The organism is Streptomyces sp. NPDC001339, assembly GCF_042895955.1.
Lineage (GTDB): Bacteria > Actinomycetota > Actinomycetes > Streptomycetales > Streptomycetaceae > Streptomyces.
In genome coordinates, this window is sequence record NZ_JBIAWT010000001.1 from 234126 (window position 1) to 251429 (window position 17304).

General features: G+C 71.1%; 15 protein-coding genes. 1 reads left to right on the forward strand and 14 read right to left on the reverse strand.

Annotation, left to right across the window (positions count from 1 at the left end):
* Nucleotides 1-113: 113 nt before the first annotated feature.
* The gene (locus tag ACFY12_RS00995) at nucleotides 114-2510 is read right to left on the reverse strand and encodes an MMPL family transporter (protein WP_390713566.1); all 2397 of its coding nucleotides are present in this window, start codon (nucleotides 2508-2510) and stop codon (nucleotides 114-116) included.
* A 328-nt stretch (nucleotides 2511-2838) separates the two neighbouring features.
* Here ACFY12_RS00995 and ACFY12_RS01000 point away from each other — a divergent pair, with 328 nt between their 5' ends.
* Nucleotides 2839-3057 (forward strand): DUF397 domain-containing protein, encoded by a 219-nt coding sequence (locus tag ACFY12_RS01000; protein WP_390713567.1) that lies wholly within the window; start codon nucleotides 2839-2841, stop codon nucleotides 3055-3057.
* 20 nt (nucleotides 3058-3077) lie between these two features.
* Here ACFY12_RS01000 and ACFY12_RS01005 read toward each other — a convergent pair whose 3' ends face one another.
* From ACFY12_RS01005 to ACFY12_RS01065, 13 genes are all read right to left on the reverse strand, one after another.
* Nucleotides 3078-4010, reverse strand: coding sequence for an LLM class F420-dependent oxidoreductase (locus tag ACFY12_RS01005; protein WP_390713568.1), 933 nt, complete (start codon nucleotides 4008-4010; stop codon nucleotides 3078-3080).
* A gap of 239 nt (nucleotides 4011-4249) precedes the next feature.
* On the reverse strand, nucleotides 4250-4573 hold the full coding sequence (locus ACFY12_RS01010) for a hypothetical protein (RefSeq protein ID WP_390713569.1): 324 nt from the start codon (nucleotides 4571-4573) through the stop codon (nucleotides 4250-4252).
* Nucleotides 4574-4762: 189 nt separating this feature from the next.
* Nucleotides 4763-6271, reverse strand: coding sequence for an Asp-tRNA(Asn)/Glu-tRNA(Gln) amidotransferase subunit GatB (gene gatB / locus ACFY12_RS01015; protein WP_390713570.1), 1509 nt, complete (start codon nucleotides 6269-6271; stop codon nucleotides 4763-4765).
* A 31-nt stretch (nucleotides 6272-6302) separates the two neighbouring features.
* On the reverse strand, nucleotides 6303-6542 hold the full coding sequence (locus ACFY12_RS01020) for a hypothetical protein (RefSeq protein WP_390713571.1): 240 nt from the start codon (nucleotides 6540-6542) through the stop codon (nucleotides 6303-6305).
* A complete protein-coding gene (gatA, locus tag ACFY12_RS01025) occupies nucleotides 6539-8032 on the reverse strand; it encodes an Asp-tRNA(Asn)/Glu-tRNA(Gln) amidotransferase subunit GatA (RefSeq protein ID WP_390713572.1) in 1494 nt (497 codons plus the stop codon). Before gatA ends, ACFY12_RS01020 begins: the two co-directional genes overlap by 4 nt.
* Nucleotides 8033-8037: 5 nt before the next feature.
* A complete protein-coding gene (gene gatC / locus ACFY12_RS01030) occupies nucleotides 8038-8334 on the reverse strand; it encodes an Asp-tRNA(Asn)/Glu-tRNA(Gln) amidotransferase subunit GatC (protein WP_066926902.1) in 297 nt (98 codons plus the stop codon).
* Between the two features lie 572 nt (nucleotides 8335-8906).
* A complete protein-coding gene (locus ACFY12_RS01035) occupies nucleotides 8907-11015 on the reverse strand; it encodes a putative bifunctional diguanylate cyclase/phosphodiesterase (protein WP_390713573.1) in 2109 nt (702 codons plus the stop codon).
* Between the two features lie 156 nt (nucleotides 11016-11171).
* Complete coding sequence (gene ligA, locus ACFY12_RS01040; protein ID WP_390713574.1) at nucleotides 11172-13388, reverse strand: NAD-dependent DNA ligase LigA; 2217 nt, start codon at nucleotides 13386-13388, stop codon at nucleotides 11172-11174.
* A 31-nt stretch (nucleotides 13389-13419) separates the two neighbouring features.
* Nucleotides 13420-14376 carry a methionine synthase gene (locus tag ACFY12_RS01045; RefSeq protein WP_390714330.1) on the reverse strand — a complete coding sequence of 319 codons (957 nt, stop codon included), beginning with the start codon at nucleotides 14374-14376 and terminating at the stop codon, nucleotides 13420-13422.
* Between the two features lie 182 nt (nucleotides 14377-14558).
* Nucleotides 14559-14936 (reverse strand): MarR family winged helix-turn-helix transcriptional regulator, encoded by a 378-nt coding sequence (locus tag ACFY12_RS01050; protein WP_390714331.1) that lies wholly within the window; start codon nucleotides 14934-14936, stop codon nucleotides 14559-14561.
* Between the two features lie 116 nt (nucleotides 14937-15052).
* A complete protein-coding gene (locus ACFY12_RS01055) occupies nucleotides 15053-15742 on the reverse strand; it encodes an SDR family oxidoreductase (RefSeq protein ID WP_390713575.1) in 690 nt (229 codons plus the stop codon).
* Nucleotides 15743-15867: 125 nt separating this feature from the next.
* Entirely contained in the window at nucleotides 15868-16410 is a 543-nt protein-coding gene (locus tag ACFY12_RS01060) for a TIGR00730 family Rossman fold protein (RefSeq protein ID WP_390713576.1), read from the reverse strand.
* Between the two features lie 62 nt (nucleotides 16411-16472).
* A complete protein-coding gene (locus ACFY12_RS01065; RefSeq protein ID WP_390713577.1) occupies nucleotides 16473-17273 on the reverse strand; it encodes a VC0807 family protein in 801 nt (266 codons plus the stop codon).
* Nucleotides 17274-17304: the final 31 nt, after the last annotated feature.

Here is a 17304-nt window from a genome sequence, read left to right on the forward strand (position 1 = left end):
AGAACGGCGACATCCCGGGCGACTCATGTGGCATATGGCACGCACGGGGACAGCCTGCCCGGGACAGGCCCTGTACGCCCCATACGCCCTATACACGTACCAGGCCATACGCCCTATACGCGTACCAGCGGCCGTTCCCCGCCCGCATCCGGCGCGGCATCGTCCGGCCCCGGGCCCGGGCCCGGCACCTGCCCCGGCGTCGCGCCGCCCGTCTCCGGCGGCGGTTCGATGCTGATCCGGGGCAGCCGGCGGTCCAGCCAGGAGGGCAGCCACCAGTTGGCACCGCCCAGCAGGTGCATCAGAGCCGGGACCAGCAGCGTACGGAGGACGAAGGCGTCCAGGGCGACGGCGGAGGCCAGGCCGATGCCGAACATCGCGATGATCCGGTCGCCGCTGAGGATGAAGGCGGCGAACACCGCGATCATGATGACCGCCGCCGAGTTGATGACGCGGCTGGTCTCGGCGAGCCCGACCCGTACCGCCCGGCAGTTGTCCCGGGTCAGCCGCCACTCCTCGTACATCCGCGAGACCAGGAACACCTGGTAATCCATGGACAGCCCGAAGAGCACCGACACCATGATGACCGGCAGGAACGGTTCTATCGGGCCGGCGCTGCCCAGGCCCAGCAGCTCGCTGCCCCACCCCCACTGGAAGATCGCGACCACGATCCCGAAGGACGAGGCGACGGCCGCGATGTTCATCAGCGCGGCCTTGAGGGGTATGCCGATGCTGCGGAAGGCGAGCAGCAGCAGGAGCGAGCCGAGCGCGATGACCACGCCGATGAAGAGCGGCAGCTTGCCGACGATGACGGCCGCGAAGTCGTCATAGCTCGCGGTGACACCGCCGACCCGCACCCGCATCGTGGTCCCGTCGGCGGCCGCCGGCAGGACGTCCGTACGCAGCCGTTGTACGAGGTCGGAGGTCTGCTGGGACTGCGGGGAGCTGTCCGGTACGACGGTGATCACCCCGGTGCCGCGGCCGCCGTCGAATTCGGGGCCGCTGACCTGGGCGACGCCGGGCACCGTCCGCAGCCGCCGCGGCAGCTCGTCGAAGGCGCTCCGGTCCCCCGGGCCGTCGAGGGCGCCGACCAGGGTCAGCGGACCGTTGAACCCGGGGCCGAAGCCGGACCTCTGCCCGGACCCCTGCCCGGACTCCCGGCCGGCCCCCTGCCCTGACCCCTGTCCGGACCCCTGCACGTCTCCGGAGTGGGATCCCGCGCCGCCCTTGCCTCCCTCTCCGGCCAGCAGGTCGTACGCCTTGCGGGTGGTCGAGGCGGCCGGATTGCTGCCCTGGTCGGAGGTGCCCAGGTGCAGACCGAACGTCGGCAGGGCGAGGACGAGCATCACGGCCGCTGCCGTCACGCCCAGCAGTCTGGGGTGCCGCTCGACGAAGCCCGACCACCGGGCGGCGATACCGGCGGGCCGCTCGGGCCGCGGTCCGTGCTCGGCGAGCCTGCGCCGCTCACGGCGGCCCAGCGCCCGCGTCCCGATCATCCCGAGCAGCGCCGGCAGCAGGGTGACCGAGGCCGCCACGGTCAGGACGACGGTGAGCGAGGCGGCGAGGGCGACCCCGTTGAGGAAGTTCAGCCGGAGGATCAGCATGCCGAGCAGCGCGATACAGACGGTGGCCCCGGCGAAGACGACCGCGCGCCCGGATACCGCCACCGCGCGCTCGGCGGCCTCCTGGACCGACAGGCCCGCCCGGAGGCCGTTGCGGTGCCGGGTGACGATGAACAGCGCATAGTCGATGCCCACGCCGAGGCCGATCAGCATGCCGAGCATCGGCGCGAAGTCGGCGACCAGGATGGTGTGGCTGAGCAGGGTGATACCGGCCGAGGCGGTGCCGACGGCGGCCACCGCGGTGACGATCGGCAGGAAGGTCGCGGCGAGCGACCCGAAGGCGAGGAAGAGCACCACGGCCGCCGCGCCGAGCCCGATCAGCTCCGCCAGCTGGGCGCGCGGCGCCTCGGTCAGCGCGATCCCGGCGCCGCCCAGTTCGACCTGGAGGCCGTCACCGGACGCGGCCCTCGCGGTGTCCACGGCCTTCCGGACCTGCCGTACGTCCAGGTCGTCGGTCTCCCGGTCGAAGACGAGGGAGGCGTAGGCGGTACGCCCGTCCGCGCTGATCTGCCGCCCGCCGTCCGCGCCGTCGCCGCCCCGCGCATGGTCGCCACCCCGCGCCTCGTGGTCATACGGTCCGCGCACCTCGGAGACGCCGGGCAGCTCGGCGACCTCCGTCAGCGTGCGCCGCATGGTCGTCTCGACCGCGCCGGAGCGCACCGTTCCGTGCTCCGTGTGCCACACGATGGTGTTGACGTCCCCGGACCGGCCCGGAAAGGCCTTGGCCATCAGGGCGCTCGCCTGCCCGGATTCGGTCCCGGGCATCGCGTAGTCGTTGGAGTACGCGGCTCCGGTCACCCCGGCCGCGACGGCGACCCCCGCAAAGGCGGCGAACCAGAGGACGATCACCACGAGGCGGCGCCTGAGACACCACCGAGCCAGAGCGGTCACGGATCGACTGCTTCCCGGGTTGTGCGTCGATATCTCCCGGGTCGCGGGTGGTGCCGAGCGCGTATGTACGAGGACGAGGACAGCAGGGTGTCAGGCAGAAAAGATCCTTTGTCCCCTTTGTGGACTTCCCCACACAGCGACACCCCTCCAGCTGATCCATTTCAGGGGCGGAACTCGCACCACACGATCTTCCCGGGCACCCGCCCACCGACACCCCAGCGCATGCCGCCACTGTCACACCCCGTGATTACGCTGAGCCACAGAGTCATGTCGTACGGATCCGATGTACGGCTTCCGGCCGCGTCGACGGCCACGGGGCAAGGGCGTGTTGGCGGTCGCGGTATCCACGATCCCCGAACGCGAGAAGCTTCCCGCGTTCGTACATCTGCGGAAGCGTGCCGAACTACCCTTCCTGGGGCTCCAGATCATGCCGACCTCGCGAGCCGCCCACGCCATCCACATCCGCGACTCCAAGGACACCGGCGGCCCGGCGCTCAGCGTCAGCGCCGGCGCCTGGGCCGCCTTCCTCGCGGAGGTCACCGCCTAGCCGGTCACCCAGCCGTCCGATCAGTCGGCCAGCAACGCCGGGGCCAGCTCGCGGAGTTGGCCGAGGCCCAGGCCTCGGTCGGCGGCGAGGGGCTGGATGGCGACGTGGTCGGCGCCCGCCTGGTGGTGTTCCCGGATCCTCCGGCGGATCGCCTCCGCATCGCCCCACGCGACGATCGCGTCCACCAGCCGGTCGCTGCCGCCGTCCTTGAAGTCCTCTTCCTCGAAGCCGAGCCGGCGCAGGCTGTTCACGTAGTTGGGCAGGGCGAGGTAGAAGCCCACATGGTGTTCGCGGGCCAGCGCGCGAGCCGCCGACGGGTCGGTCTCCAGCAGGACGGCCTGTTCGGGGGCGAGCAGGGGGCCAGTGCCGAGGATCTCGCGGGCGCGTGCGGTGTGTTCGGGTGTGACGAAGTACGTGTGCGCGCCGGCCGCCCGTGTCCCGGCAAGCTCGACCATCTTGGGCCCGAGGGCGGCCAGCACCCACGGTGCCGCCCCGCCGTCCGGCAACGGCGCCCCGTACTCCGCCGCGTCCATGCCGTCGAGGTACGCCCGCATGGCGGCCAGCGGCTTGGCGTACGTATGGCCGCGCCGGCCTACCTGGGGTGCGTGGCTGGCCCCCAGGCCCAGCACGAAGCGGCCCGGGTACGCCTCGGCGAGCGTGTTGGCCGCGGCGTTCATCGCGGTCGCGTCCCGGGCCCATATGTTGGCGATGCCGGTAGCGACGGTCATCCGCTCGGTGGCGGCCAGCAGCAGCCCGGCGTGGCTGAACGCCTCCTTGGTGGGCTGGGCCTCACCGAACCACAGCGCCCCGTAGCCCAACGTCTCGATCTCCGCGGCGAACTGCCGTCCCACGGCGGCCGACGCCAGGCCCAGCCCGGCGTGCCAGACGCCGACCCGGCCGAGCCGCGCGGCGACCGCTCGCGGATCCTGTGCGGGGGTTTCCAGCCGTGCCATTGCTCATTCCTCACTGTCCGACGGGCGCCTGTCCGGCGGGGGTCCGTCCGGGGGCGTCGATCCGTGATCCTCTTGCGTCGACAGCGCTGCGGGCGAGCACGGTATTCCGCCTGTTCCCCCTGGAGACACCACCGGCCCTCCCTGGCGCGAGAACGTGACGAGAACGTGAGACGGCATCGTGGCCGCGGTCTCCCCGCCAGTGAGCAGGCCGAGGTGGCTCCTGGGGTGCGGTCAGGCCGTCAGAAGAGTTCGCGCAGTAGCTGGGGGACGAGGCCGAGATCGGCTTCGCTCTCCAAGTTGTGGGTGCTCTGGTCGCGACGGTCGCGGTTGCTCTGAGGTTCGCTGCGCTGGTTTTGCTGTTCGCTGCGCTGCTCCTGGGGTTCGCTGCGGCGGTCCTGGGGCGGGCCGAGCCTCACAGACGCTGATACCGACGCGGATGTCGGTCGCGGCTGGGGGTCGTTGTCAGTGGCGGAGGCGGTCCCGGCCCCCATCATGATGGCGCTGCCGGTCAGCAGGGCGGCAGCGGTGCTCAGTGCGGCGTGGTGCGTGACGGGCTTTCGCATGGCGTGTCCTCCTTCATGACGGGGCAGCCGGTGCTGTCCTCGTGTTCAGAGGTATCCCGCCGCTGTGCCGGGCGCGCGCCGCACGGTCCGGCCGGGTGAAGTCCAGTCATGGTCGGGCGCGTCGCACAAAGCCGTGGTGACCGCCCCTCGCTGAGGGACGGTCACCACGGACAGGGTGGAACAGCTGCGTCAGCCCTCGACGCCCAGCTTCTCCAGGATGAGTTCCCGGACCCGGGCCGCGTCGGCCTGGCCGCGCGTCGCCTTCATGACGGCGCCGACCAGGGCGCCGGCCGCGGCCACCTTGCCACCGCGGATCTTGTCGGCGATGGCGGCGTTGGCGGCGATCGCCTCGTCGACGGCGGTGCCCAGGGCGCCCTCGTCGGAGACGATCTTCAGGCCGCGCTGCTCGACGACCGTGTCCGGGTCGCCCTCGCCGGCCAGCACGCCCTCGATGACCTGGCGGGCCAGCTTGTCATTGAGGGAGCCCTCCTTGACGAGGGCGCAGACGCGGGCGACCTGGGCCGGGCCGATGGCGAGGGCCGAGAGCTCGACGCCGTCCTCGTTGGCGCTGCGGGCCAGGGAGCCCATCCACCACTTACGGGCCGCGGCGGCGTCCGCTCCGGCCTCGACCGTGGCGACGATCAGGTCGACGGCGCCCGCGTTGAGGATCGACTGCATGTCGTGCTCGGAGATGCCCCACTCCTCGCGCAGCCGGTTGCGGCGGACGCGCGGCAGCTCGGGCAGGGTGCCCCGGAGCTCCTCGACCCACTCGCGGCTCGGGGCCACCGGGACCAGGTCCGGCTCGGGGAAGTAGCGGTAGTCCTCCGCCTCTTCCTTGATCCGGCCGGACGTCGTGGAGCCGTCCTCCTCGTGGAAGTGGCGGGTCTCCTGGACGATCTTCCCGCCGCCGTTCAGCACGGCGGCATGCCGCATGATCTCGTAGCGGGTGGCCCGCTCCACGCTCCGCAGCGAGTTGACGTTCTTCGTCTCGGAGCGGGTGCCGAACTTCTCGGTGCCGGCCGGGCGCAGCGACAGGTTCACGTCGCAGCGCATCTGGCCCATCTCCATCCGGGCCTCGGAGACGCCCAGTGCCTTGATGAGCTCGCGCAGTTCGGCGACGTACGCCTTGGCGACCTCGGGGGCCTTGTCACCCGCGCCGACGATCGGCTTGGTGACGATCTCGATGAGCGGGATGCCGGCCCGGTTGTAGTCGAGGAGGGAGTGGGTGGCGCCGAGGATACGGCCCGTCGCGCCGCCCACGTGGGTGGACTTGCCGGTGTCCTCCTCCATGTGGGCGCGCTCGATCTCCACGCGGAAGATCTCGCCATCCTCGAGCTGGACGTCCAGATAGCCGTTGAAGGCGATCGGCTCGTCGTACTGGGAGGTCTGGAAGTTCTTCGGCATGTCCGGATAGAAGTAGTTCTTCCGGGCGAAGCGGCACCACTCGGCGATCTCGCAGTTCAGCGCGAGGCCGATGCGGATCGCGGACTCGACTCCGGTGGCGTTCATCACCGGGAGGGAGCCGGGCAGGCCGAGACAGGTGGGGCAGGTCTGCGTGTTGGGCTCGGCGCCCAGCGCCGTGGAGCACCCGCAGAACATCTTGGTCTTGGTGCCGAGTTCGACGTGCACCTCGAGACCCATGACGGGCTCGTAGGTGGCCAACGCGTCCTCGTACGACACCAGTTCAGTGACGGTCACGGAAAATTACCTCTCAGTCCGCTCAGTCGGCTCAGGGCGCGAGGACGTCGTCGTTGCCGAGCCGCTTGATCTCGCGGACCAGCAGGGCGACGGTGGTGACGACTGCGGCGGCGGAGACGAGCGCGTCGACGAGCTGGAGCTTGTCCTGCTCGGCGCGGGCCTCCTTGATCTGCTTGACGGCGCTGATGGCGCCGAAGGCGGAGCCACCGATGGACAGGTACAGGCCGGGCTTCGACTTCTTGAAGTTCTTGGCCTTCTTCAGGGTGCTCACAGCGACGGTGCCTCCTCGAGCAGCGGGTGGCCCCAGCGCTCGGTGAACGCGGCCTCGACCGCGGCACCGACCTTGTAGAGCCGGTCGTCCTTCATGGCGGGGGCGACGATCTGCAGACCGACCGGCAGACCGTCCTCGGGGGCCAGGCCGCAGGGCAGCGACATGGCGGCGTTGCCCGCCAGGTTGACGGGGAGCGTGCACACATCGGCGAGGTACATCGCCATCGGGTCGTCCACGCGCTCGCCGATCGGGAAGGCGGTGGTCGGCGTGGTCGGCGAGACGATGACGTCGACCTGCTCGAAGGCCTTCTCGAAGTCGCGGGTGATCAGCGTCCGCACCTTCTGGGCGGAGCCGTAGTACGCGTCGTAGTAGCCGGACGACAGGGCGTACGTCCCGAGCATGATGCGGCGCTTGACCTCGGGGCCGAAGCCGGCCTCGCGGGTCAGGGCGGTGACGTCCTCGGCGGACTTCGTGCCGTCGTCGCCGACCCGCAGGCCGTAGCGCATGGCGTCGAAGCGGGCCAGGTTGGACGAGCACTCGGACGGCGCGATCAGGTAGTACGCGGCGAGCGCCAGATCGAAGGACGGGCAGTCCAGCTCGACGATCTCCGCGCCCAGCTCCTTGAGCAGCGCCACCGACTCGTCGAAGCGCTGGACGACGCCGGCCTGGTAGCCCTCACCGCGGAACTGCTTGACGACGCCGACCCGCATGCCCTCGACGCTGCCGTTGCGGGCCGCCTCGACGACCGGCGGGACGGGGGCGTCGATGGAGGTGGAGTCCAGCGGGTCGTGTCCGGCGATCGCCTCGTGGAGCAGCGCCGCGTCCAGGACCGTACGGGCGCACGGGCCGCCCTGGTCCAGGGAGGACGAGAAGGCGACCATGCCGTAGCGGGAGACGCCGCCGTAGGTGGGCTTGACGCCGACGGTGCCGGTGACGGCGGCGGGCTGGCGGATGGAGCCGCCGGTGTCCGTGCCCATGGCCAGCGGGGCCTGGAAGGAGGCCAGCGCGGCGGAGGAGCCGCCGCCGGAGCCGCCGGGGATCTTGGTCAGGTCCCAGGGGTTGCCGGTCGGGCCGTAGGCGCTGTTCTCGGTGGAGGACCCCATGGCGAACTCGTCCATGTTGGTCTTGCCGAGGATGACGACGTCGGCGGCCTTGAGCTTCTTGGTGACGGTCGCGTCGTACGGCGGCAGCCAGCCTTCGAGGATCTTGGAGCCGACGGTGGTGGGCACGCCCTCGGTCGTGAAGATGTCCTTGAGCGCGATCGGGACTCCGGCCAGCGGGCCGAGCTTCTCGCCGCGGGCACGCTTCTCGTCGACGGCGCGGGCCTGGGCGAGCGCACCCTCGCGGTCGACGTGCAGGAAGGCGTTGACCTTCTCGTCGACGGCTTCGATGCGGGCCAGGTGGGCCTCGGTCACCGCCACGGCGGTGAGGTCGCCGGCCGCGATCTTCTCGGCGATCTCGGCGGCGGTGAGCTTGGTCAGGTCTGCCATGTCGGTCACTCCTCCCCCAGGATCTGCGGCACCTTGAAACGCTGCTGCTCCTGGGCCGGGGCGCCGGAGAGCGCCTGCTCGGGGGAGAGCGACGGACGGACCTCGTCCGGCCGCATGACGTTGGTCAGGGGCAGCGGGTGGGAGGTCGGCGGGACGTCTTGGTCGGCGACCTCGGAGACGCGGGCGACCGCGCCGATGATGTCGTCGAGCTGTCCGGCGAAGTGGTCGAGCTCTTCGTCCTTCAGCTCCAGACGTGCCAGCCGGGCGAGGTGAGCGACCTCCTCGCGCGTGATGCCAGGCATGCAGAGATCCTCTGGTCTTCTTGGCGGAGTGTTCTTGACGTTCTTGGCGGAGTGTTTCTGGGAACTTTCCGGCCCAATCCTATGGCGTACGGGTGAGCGGCCGCGAAACCCTTTCGCCGGGCGGCGGCGGCTGCGACCGGCGGGACCGGCGGATACGTCCTGTCGCGGCGCTCCGGGGCGGGCCTGGGGCGGGCCCGGGGGGCGGGCCTGGGGGCGGACGAGGGCCCGCGGAACGGATCGGAGCCGCTCCCGGCCGGGCGCAACATTTTCGCCGCGTTCGTCGTTATTTCCATTGTTGGCGGCGGTGCGGCCGGTCCGGCCGGGCTCGTCGCTCTCGCCGGGCTGGTCGGGCTAGTCGCTCAGGTCGGACTCGTCGGGGTCGTCCTTCTGGTCACCCTGATCGATCTTGTCGCTGTTGTCACTGTTGTCGCTGTCGTCGCTCTGGTGGTGATCGCTGTCGTGGGACGCTTCACTCTCGCCGGCATCGCCGGTCGCGACGTTCTTGCCGTGCGGGGCGTGCTTGCCGTGCGGGGCGTTCTCGGAGCGGGGACACGGGACGGCCGGTGGCCGGGTCAGTTCAAGACCTGTCCCGAAGGGCGCTCAGCAGCCTTCTCCGCCGCCAGGGCGGCCGTCTCCGACTCGCGGTGCCATCCCTGCTCACCGCGGGCCCTCAGCCAGGCCGTGGTTTCGTCCGGTGGCATGGCGGCTGCCACCAGCCAGCCCTGTACGGCGTCACAGCCGAGGTCGCGCAGCCGCTCCCAGGTCTCGTCGTCCTCGACGCCCTCCGCGACGACCAGGAGGCCGAGGGAGTGCGCCAGGTCGAGGGTGCAGCGGACGATCTCGGCGTCCTCGGTGTCCACCGCGAGCCGGCCGACGAAGGAGCGGTCGATCTTCAGCTCGCTGACCGGGAGGCGCCGAAGGTGCACCAGGGAGGAGTAGCCGGTGCCGAAGTCGTCGAGGGACATCTTCACGCCGTGGGCGGTGAGCCCGGCGAGGGTGTCGGCGGCCCGCTGCGGGTCCTCCAGCAGGACGTGCTCGGTTATCTCCAGTTGGAGCGCGCCGGGTGGGACGCGATGTCGGGCGAGGCGGGCGGCGACGGCGCCGGCGAAGCCCGGGGAGTGCACATCGCGCGGCGAGACGTTCACCGCGACCGGCACCTCCAGGCCCATCGCACGCCAGCGGGCCACCTGGGCGAGCGCGGTCTCGAGGACGTACTCCGTCAGCCGGGGCATCAGACCGGAGGACTCGGCGATGGCGATGAACTCGTCCGGTGGCACCCGGCCGCGGTCCGGGTGCACCCAGCGGACCAGGGCCTCCAGTCCGGCGACGTGTCCGTCGAAGCCGACCTTGGGCTGGTAGTGCAGTTCGACCTCGCCGGCGTCGAGGGCGCGCCGCAGATCGCCCAACAGGCCGAGCCGGTCAGGGGTGTTGCCGTCCCGCTTGGCCTCGTAGAGCTCGACACCGCTGCGGTCCCGTTTGGCCTGGTACATCGCCACATCGGCGCGGCGCAGCAGCCCTTCGGCGTCCAGGGCGTGGTCGGGGAAGACGGCGACTCCGGCGCTGGCTTCGAGGACGAGGGTGAGCCCGTCGAGGTCGAGCGGGGAGCTGAGGGCCGCGACGAGGTTGCGGGTGACCCGCTGGGCGCTGGTGAGGGAGTCGGTGCTGGGCAGCAGGACGGCGAATTCGTCGCCGCCGAGCCGGGCCGCTTCGGCGCCGCGCGGCAGGGCGTGCCGCAGCCGGTCGGCGATCTGGAGCAGCAGGCGGTCGCCGGCGAGGTGACCGAGGGTGTCGTTGACGGAGCGGAAGCGGTCCATGTCGATGAGGACCAGGGCCGCCCGGACGCCGCCCCGTTCGGCCTCGTCCAGTGCGGTCCAGGTGCGTTCCAGCAGCCACTGGCGGTTGGGCAGGCCGGTGAGCGGGTCACGCAGTTGCTCCTCGGCGCGGGCGCGGGCTATCCAGAGGGTGGAGTCCAGCGCGATGAGCGGGACCGCGAACAGCGGGAGCAGCAGGGGGGCGTGGACGGCGCAGACCGCGATCAGCGGGGAGATGCCGAGCAGGGCGATGCCGACAAGTGCCTGGCGTACCACGGCTGTTCGGGGGATGGCGGGGAGTGCGCCGGTGCGCGGGGTGAGGCTGAGCCACAGCAGGCCGCGGCTGACGAGCAGGTAGCCGGCGGCCGTGACCAGGACCTGGGGCAGGACGGACAGATCCCAGGCCGGCGGGGTCCAGGGGTGGCGGATGCCCGGGACCACTCCGAACGCGGCGAGGCCGAGCGCCGCGGCGCCGATGCCGAGGACGTCCACGGCGCCGTGCACCACGGCCTGTCGCCAGCGGTTGCGGCGGGCGGCGCCGACCAGCACGACGACGGAGAGGCTGACGAGGGTGGCCGGCAGCCAGCCGTAGAGCAGCAGGACGGCGAGGGCGAGGGCGGCACCGGAGCCCGTACCGCCCCACCAGCGGTCCCTGCCCAGGGCGACCAGATGGCCGACGATCACGCCGGTGAGGATCGCCAGCGACCAGCCGACAGGCCCTCCGGGGAAGAGCCCGTCACCGTCGCCGAGGGTGCGGATCACGCCCGTGGCGAGCGCGAGGCCCGCCACGGTGACGATGGTCGCGGGCAGCGCGGGCACGACGAGCCGCCGGAGCCGCGACGCCGGAGCGGCGCTGTCGGTCGGTTTCATTCCGATCCCTCTCACAGCCGGCTGTGCCCGCGCCACGGCAGGCGCACTCCTCAACAGTAGGCCGCGGAAGGCTGCCGCGGGCAGCGATCGCCGACGGTTGCCCGAATGCGATCCGGCGTACGGGATCAATCTGGTATGCGCCGATGGGGTGACACCTCACTCCTCCTCAGGCGGAGTGACGGCCACCGCTCGTGCCGCCTCGGGGCCCTGTTCCAGCAGCACCGCGAAGCCGTCATCGTCCAATACCGGGACCTTCAACTGCATGGCTTTGTCGTACTTCGAACCAGGGTTGTCGCCTACCACTACGAAACCGGTCTTCTTCGAAACGGAACCGGTCACCTTCGCTCCAAGCTTCTGGAGGGCCTCTTTCGCGCCATCTCTGGTGTGTGAGTGAAGTGTGCCCGTTACGACGACGGTGACGCCTTCCAGGGGGCGCGGCCCCTCGTCACCCGTTTGCTCCTCCTCCATGCGGACACCGGCGGCCCGCCACTTCTCGATGATCTCCTGATGCCACTCCTCGGCGAACCACTGCTTCAACGAGGCGGCGATGGTGGGCCCGACACCGTCCACGGCGGCCAGCTCGGCCTCCTCCGCGTCCCGGATGCGGTCGATGGAGCGGAACTCCCGCGCCAGCGCCTCGGCCGCCACCGGGCCCACGTGCCGGATCGACAGGCCGGTCAGGATCCGGGCCAGCGGGCGCTCCTTGGCGGCCTGGATGTTCTCCAGCATGGCCAGGGTGTTCTTCTTCGGCTCGCCCTTCTGGTTGGCGAAGAAGGTGACGATCTTCTCCCGGCCGGTCTTCGGATCGCGCTTGGGCAGGCCGGAGTCGGGGTCGAGGACGTGGGACTTGATGGGCAGCAACTGCTCGACGGAGAGCCCGAACAGGTCGCCCTCGTCCTTCAGCGGCGGTTCCGCGGGCTCCAGCGGCTGGCTCAGCGCCGTGGCCGCGACATAGCCGAAGTTCTCGATGTCCAGGCACTTGCGGCCGGCCAGGTAGAACAGCCGCTCGCGGATCTGGGCGGGGCAGGAGCGGGTGTTGGGGCAGCGCAGGTCGATATCGCCTTCCTTGGCGGGCTGCAGCGCCGTCCCGCACTCGGGGCACTCGGCGGGCATCACGAACTCCCGCTCACCGCCGTCCCGCAGGTCGACGACCGGCCCGAGGATCTCCGGAATGACATCGCCGGCCTTGCGGATCACGACGGTGTCCCCGATCAGCACCCCCTTGGCCTTGACCACGTCCTGGTTGTGCAGCGTCGCGAACTCCACCTCGGACCCGGCCACCGTCACCGGCTCGACCACCGCGTACGGCGTGACCCGGCCCGTACGGCCGACGCCGACCCGGATGTCGACCAGCTTGGTGTTGACCTCCTCCGGCGGGTACTTCCAGGCGATCGCCCAGCGCGGCGCGCGGGACGTCGACCCCAGCCGTCCCTGTAGCGGGATCTCGTCCAGCTTGACGACCACACCGTCGATCTCGTGCTCGACGGCCGTACTGCGGGTGTCGGGGTCGCCGTAGTGCGCGATGAAGTCGCGCACCTCCTGCAAGGAGGCGACGACCCTGTTGTGTGTGGCCGTCGGCAGGCCCCACTCCTTGAGCAGGTCGTACGCCTCGGACAGCCGGTCGATCGCCAGGCCGTCGCGGGCGCCCAGGCCGTGGACGACCATGTGCAGCGGCCGGCCGGCCGTGACCTTGGGGTCCTTCTGGCGCAGCGAACCGGCGGCGGCGTTACGGGGGTTGGCGAACGGGGGCTTGCCGTCGGCCACCAGGCGCTCGTTCAGCTCGAGGAACTTCTCCATCGGGAAGTAGACCTCACCGCGCACCTCGACCAGGTCCGGGATCCGGTCGCCCTTGAGGCGGTGCGGGATCTCGCCGATCGTCCGGACGTTGGGGGTGATGTCCTCGCCCGTGCGGCCGTCGCCACGGGTGGCGGCGCGGGTCAACCGGCCGTGCTCGTAGGTGAGGTTGACGGCGAGACCGTCAACCTTCAGTTCGCACAGGAAGTGGTAGCCGGCGCTCTTGGCGTCACCACCCAGTTCGCCGGCAATGCGCTCGGCCCAGGCCGCCAACTCCTCGTCGTCGAAGGCGTTGTCGAGCGACAGCATCCGCTCGCGGTGCGCGACCTCGGTGAACTCCGTGGCGTACGCGCCGGCGACCTTCTGGGTCGGGGAATCCGGAGTGCGCAGCTCCGGGTGCTCGTCCTCAAGGGCCTCCAGGGAGCGCAGCAGCCGGTCGAACTCCGCGTCGCTGATGACCGGGGCGTCCTTCACGTAATACCGGAAGCGGTGCTCCTCGATCTGCTCAGCGAGCTGCGCGTGCTTCTCCCGCGCCGCCGCGGGCACCGTCGACTCCGCTGCGTGCTGTTCGCCAGCCACTGTCCTGTCCTCCCGTGGTCCTCGAGTGCGGTCACTCAGGGTTGTCTGCGAGTGATCTCGCCGCCCGGACGCAGTGGGCGAGCACCGAGCGGGCATATGCGGGCGAAGCGCCCGCCAGTCCGCACGACGGGGTGATCACCACGGACTCGCTCAGAGTCCCCGGTGCCAGCCCCAGCCTGCGCCACAGCGTCCTGACACCCATGACGCTACCGGCAGGGTCTGACAATCGGCCGTCCACGCCGGGCACCACGCCCGCGAACAGCGTGGTACCGCCCTCGACGGCTTCTCCGACCGCCTCCTCCTCACGCTCGGTGAGCAGGGAGAAATCGAACGAGACGCCCGTGACGCCGGCCCGCCGCAGCAGCCCGAACGGCACCTCGGGCGCACACGAGTGGACGATCACCGGCCCGCCGTCCGTCACTCCGACGAGATCGCGCAGCGCGTCCTCGACGACCGCGCGGTCCACGGCCCGATGGGTCCGGTAGCCGCTCGCGGTCTTCACCCGCCCCTGGAGCACCGAGGTCAGCGACGGCTCGTCGAGCTGCAGCACCACTCGCGCGCCCGGCACCCGGCGCCGTACGTCGGCGAGATGGCCGCGCAGCCCCTCGGCCAGCGACGCGGCGAGGTCCCGGCAGGCCCCGGGGTCGCCGAGGGCGGCCTCGCCGTTGCGCAGCTCCAGTGCGGTGGCCAGCGTCCACGGGCCGACCGCGGAGACCTTCAGCGGCCCCTCGTACCCCTGGGTGAACTCCTCCAGCGCGTCGAGATCCTCACCGAGCCAGGAGTGCGCGCGCCGGGTGTCGCGGCCCGGCCGGTCGCTGATCCGCCACCCGCTGGGCTCCACATGCCCGTAGACCTCGACGAGCATCCCGAGCGTCCGCCCGATCATGTCCGCGCCGGGCCCCCGGGCCGGAAGCTCGGGCAGGTACGGAAAGTCCTCCAGCGCCCCGGTGACGGTCCTGGCCGCCTCGCGCGCGTCACCACCCGGCATCGACCCGATCCCGGTCGCCGCACCCGCGGCCCACTTCTGCGTGCTGTTCTCACTGACCGTGCTGTTCTCGCTCACGCAGGAAGGGTATGCGGCCGGGCGGGGGCTGCGGCGCCGGGCGGGAGCGCCGGGCCCGGAGCACCGGGCCGGATGGGCCGCGTCCGTCACCCCCGGCCGCGCAGGGCTCAGTCGCCCCGCCCCAGCGCCTTCAAGAGGTCATCGCGCAACGCGGCGCGCTCCTCGTGCGAGAGGTGGTCGAGCGGCGAAGCGATCCCCATCCGCCGCAGCAGATCCAGCCGCAACTCCCGCCCCGCCTCGGTCAGTACGAGCTGCTTGGCGCGCCCGTCCAGCGGATGCGGCTGACGTACGACTATGCCCTGCTTCTCCAGCTTGGAGATGACATAGGTGACGTTCGGCGGCTCGCAGCACAGCACCGCTGCCAGTTCGCGCGCCGTCTTCGGCTCACCGAGCTCCTCCAACGCCTTGGCCTGTGTCGGCGTCAGATCCAGCTCGGCGATCCGGCTGCGCTGATGAGCGTCCAGCCGGCGGCTCAACTCCGTCACCAGCCCCCGGATCTCCCGGAACCCGCATCCGGCCGCCGCGGTCGGCTTCGCTTCAGTGCTCACTCCTGCAGCGTACGTCGCCGCGGCGGACCGCCGCGAAGAGAAGACTTGGGGGCTCAGCGCCCGGGCCGCACCGACACATCATTGATCTCGGCGTCCCGCGGCAGATCGATGGCCGTGAGGATCGTCGTCGCCACCGACTCCGGGTCGATCCACCGGGACGGGTCGTACTCCTTGCCCTCCTGCTGGTGGGTGCTCTGCTGCATCGGCGTGGCCGTGCGCCCCGGATAGACCGAGGTGACCCGCACACCGTTGGCGTGCTCCTCCGCCCGCAGCGCGTCGGCCAGGGCCTTCAGCCCGTGCTTGCTCGCGGCGTACGCACTCCAGTTGGCGTGCGCGTTCAGCCCGGCACCGGAGTTGACGAAGACGACGTGCCCCTTGGCGACCCGTACCAGCGGCAGCAGCAGCCGGGTGAGCTCGGCGGGCGCGACGAGGTTGGCAGCGAGCTGCCGCTGCCAGGCCTTGGCCGGCAGATCGCCGACCGCGCCCAGCTCGATGACGCCCGCGATGTGCTGGAGCGAGTCGATCCGCTCCGGCAGCGGCTGCTGGCCGAGGGCCCAGGACAGCTTCTCGGGGTTGCCCAGGTCGCCCACCAGCATGCGGGCGCCGGGGAACTGCTCGGCCAGCTCCTTCGCCCGGACCGCGTTGCGCGCCAGCAGCCACAGGTCCTCCCCGCGTTCCGCCAGCCGTCGCGCGACCGCCGCTCCGATGCCCGACCCTGCGCCCGTGATCAAATGCGTACCCATGGGGACGATCCTAACGAGCGAGCCAGGAACGGCCCTGAAGGGCGGCCGGCCCGGGAGAAAGCCACCCCTGGACGGCTCCGGCCCTGTCCGACGCCGGCCCTGGACGGCTCCACTCCCGGACGGCGCTAGCCCCGGGAGACGGCCCGCTCCTCCAGGTACGCGAGCGCGGCGGCGCCGTCCTCGGCGAAGAAGACCAGCTCGGCCAGCGGAAGCGGCAGGAACCCCTCGGACTCCATGCGCGCGAACTGCGTCTTCAGCCCGTCGTAGAAACCAGCGGTGTTCAGCAGCACCACCGGCTTGCTGTGCAGCCCGTGCTTGCGCAGCTCCAGTATCTCCGTGGCCTCGTCCAGCGTGCCCATGCCGCCGACCATGATCACAACGGCGTCGGCACGCGCCAGCATCTGCGCCTTCCGCTCGGCGAGGTCCTTGGCGACGATCATCTCGTCGACGCCCTGGCGCGCCTTGTGCACCAGGAACTCCACCGAGACGCCGATCAGCTTCCCGCCCGCCTCCTGCACCCCGTCGGCCATGACCTTCATCAGCCCGGTGTCCGAGCCGCCCCAGACCAGGGCATGCCCGCCCTTGCCGATCAGTTCGGCGAACTGTCGGGCCGGGGTGAGATAGCGGTCATCGAGGTCGGCGGCGGAACAGAAGCAGCAGATGTTCATGCGCTTCACGTTACGGGCCGAGGAGGCAACCGACCCCCTCGGCCCCAGTGGTCACCCGGCCGTCACCCCGCCGTCGCCCCAGTCGCCACCGCAGCCGTCTCCCGAGTCGCCACCACTGCCGTCTCCCCGGTCGCCGCCGCAGCCGCCACCGCACCTGCCTTCTCGCCCTGCGGCCGTCCCCCGGTGGCGCGCTCCATCTCCGCCTTGACCATCTTCTCCATCGGGTCGGCGCAGCTGCCCCCCGCGATGAACATCGCCAGCAGCACGGCCACCGCCGTCAGCACCGGGCCCAGCCAGACCATCGTGTGCACCGGCAGGGTGTAGGCGCCGATGACCTTCAGCACGCACTCGGTCAGCAGCGCACTCCCCCACATCGCGGAGAACCTCCGCTCAGCCCGGCGGAACCGCTCACAGCCGGCTATCAGCCGGTCCCAGGCCTCATGGCCGGCCGTGCTGCCCTTCGTGACCCACGGCTTGAGCCCCGCGGTCATCAGCGGACGCCGCGTGCGCAGGGAGAGCAGGATCGTCAGACCCACGACGCTGCTGACGGCGCTGTCCTTGGCCATCATCAGCCGCGCGTCGCCGGCCACCGCACTCATCGCCAGGCCGACGCCGTTGACGATCAGCATCAGCAGCGCCAGGCCGTTGACTCCCCGGCTCCTGACCAGGTCCCACACCGTCCGCAGGGCCGGAACCACACTGCTCCAGCCCAGCGCGGCCACGGTGCTCAACCCGAAGCCTTCGCTGAGGACGTAGAACGAGGCGATCGGAATTCCCGCGTCCACGATGAGCGGCGCAAAGCTCTGCATCAGCGCACGGGCCTGGTTCTGACTGTTCTGACTGTTCCGGCTGTTCTGACTCATGGCGAATTCCCCCGAGTTGAGCTGTAAAGGA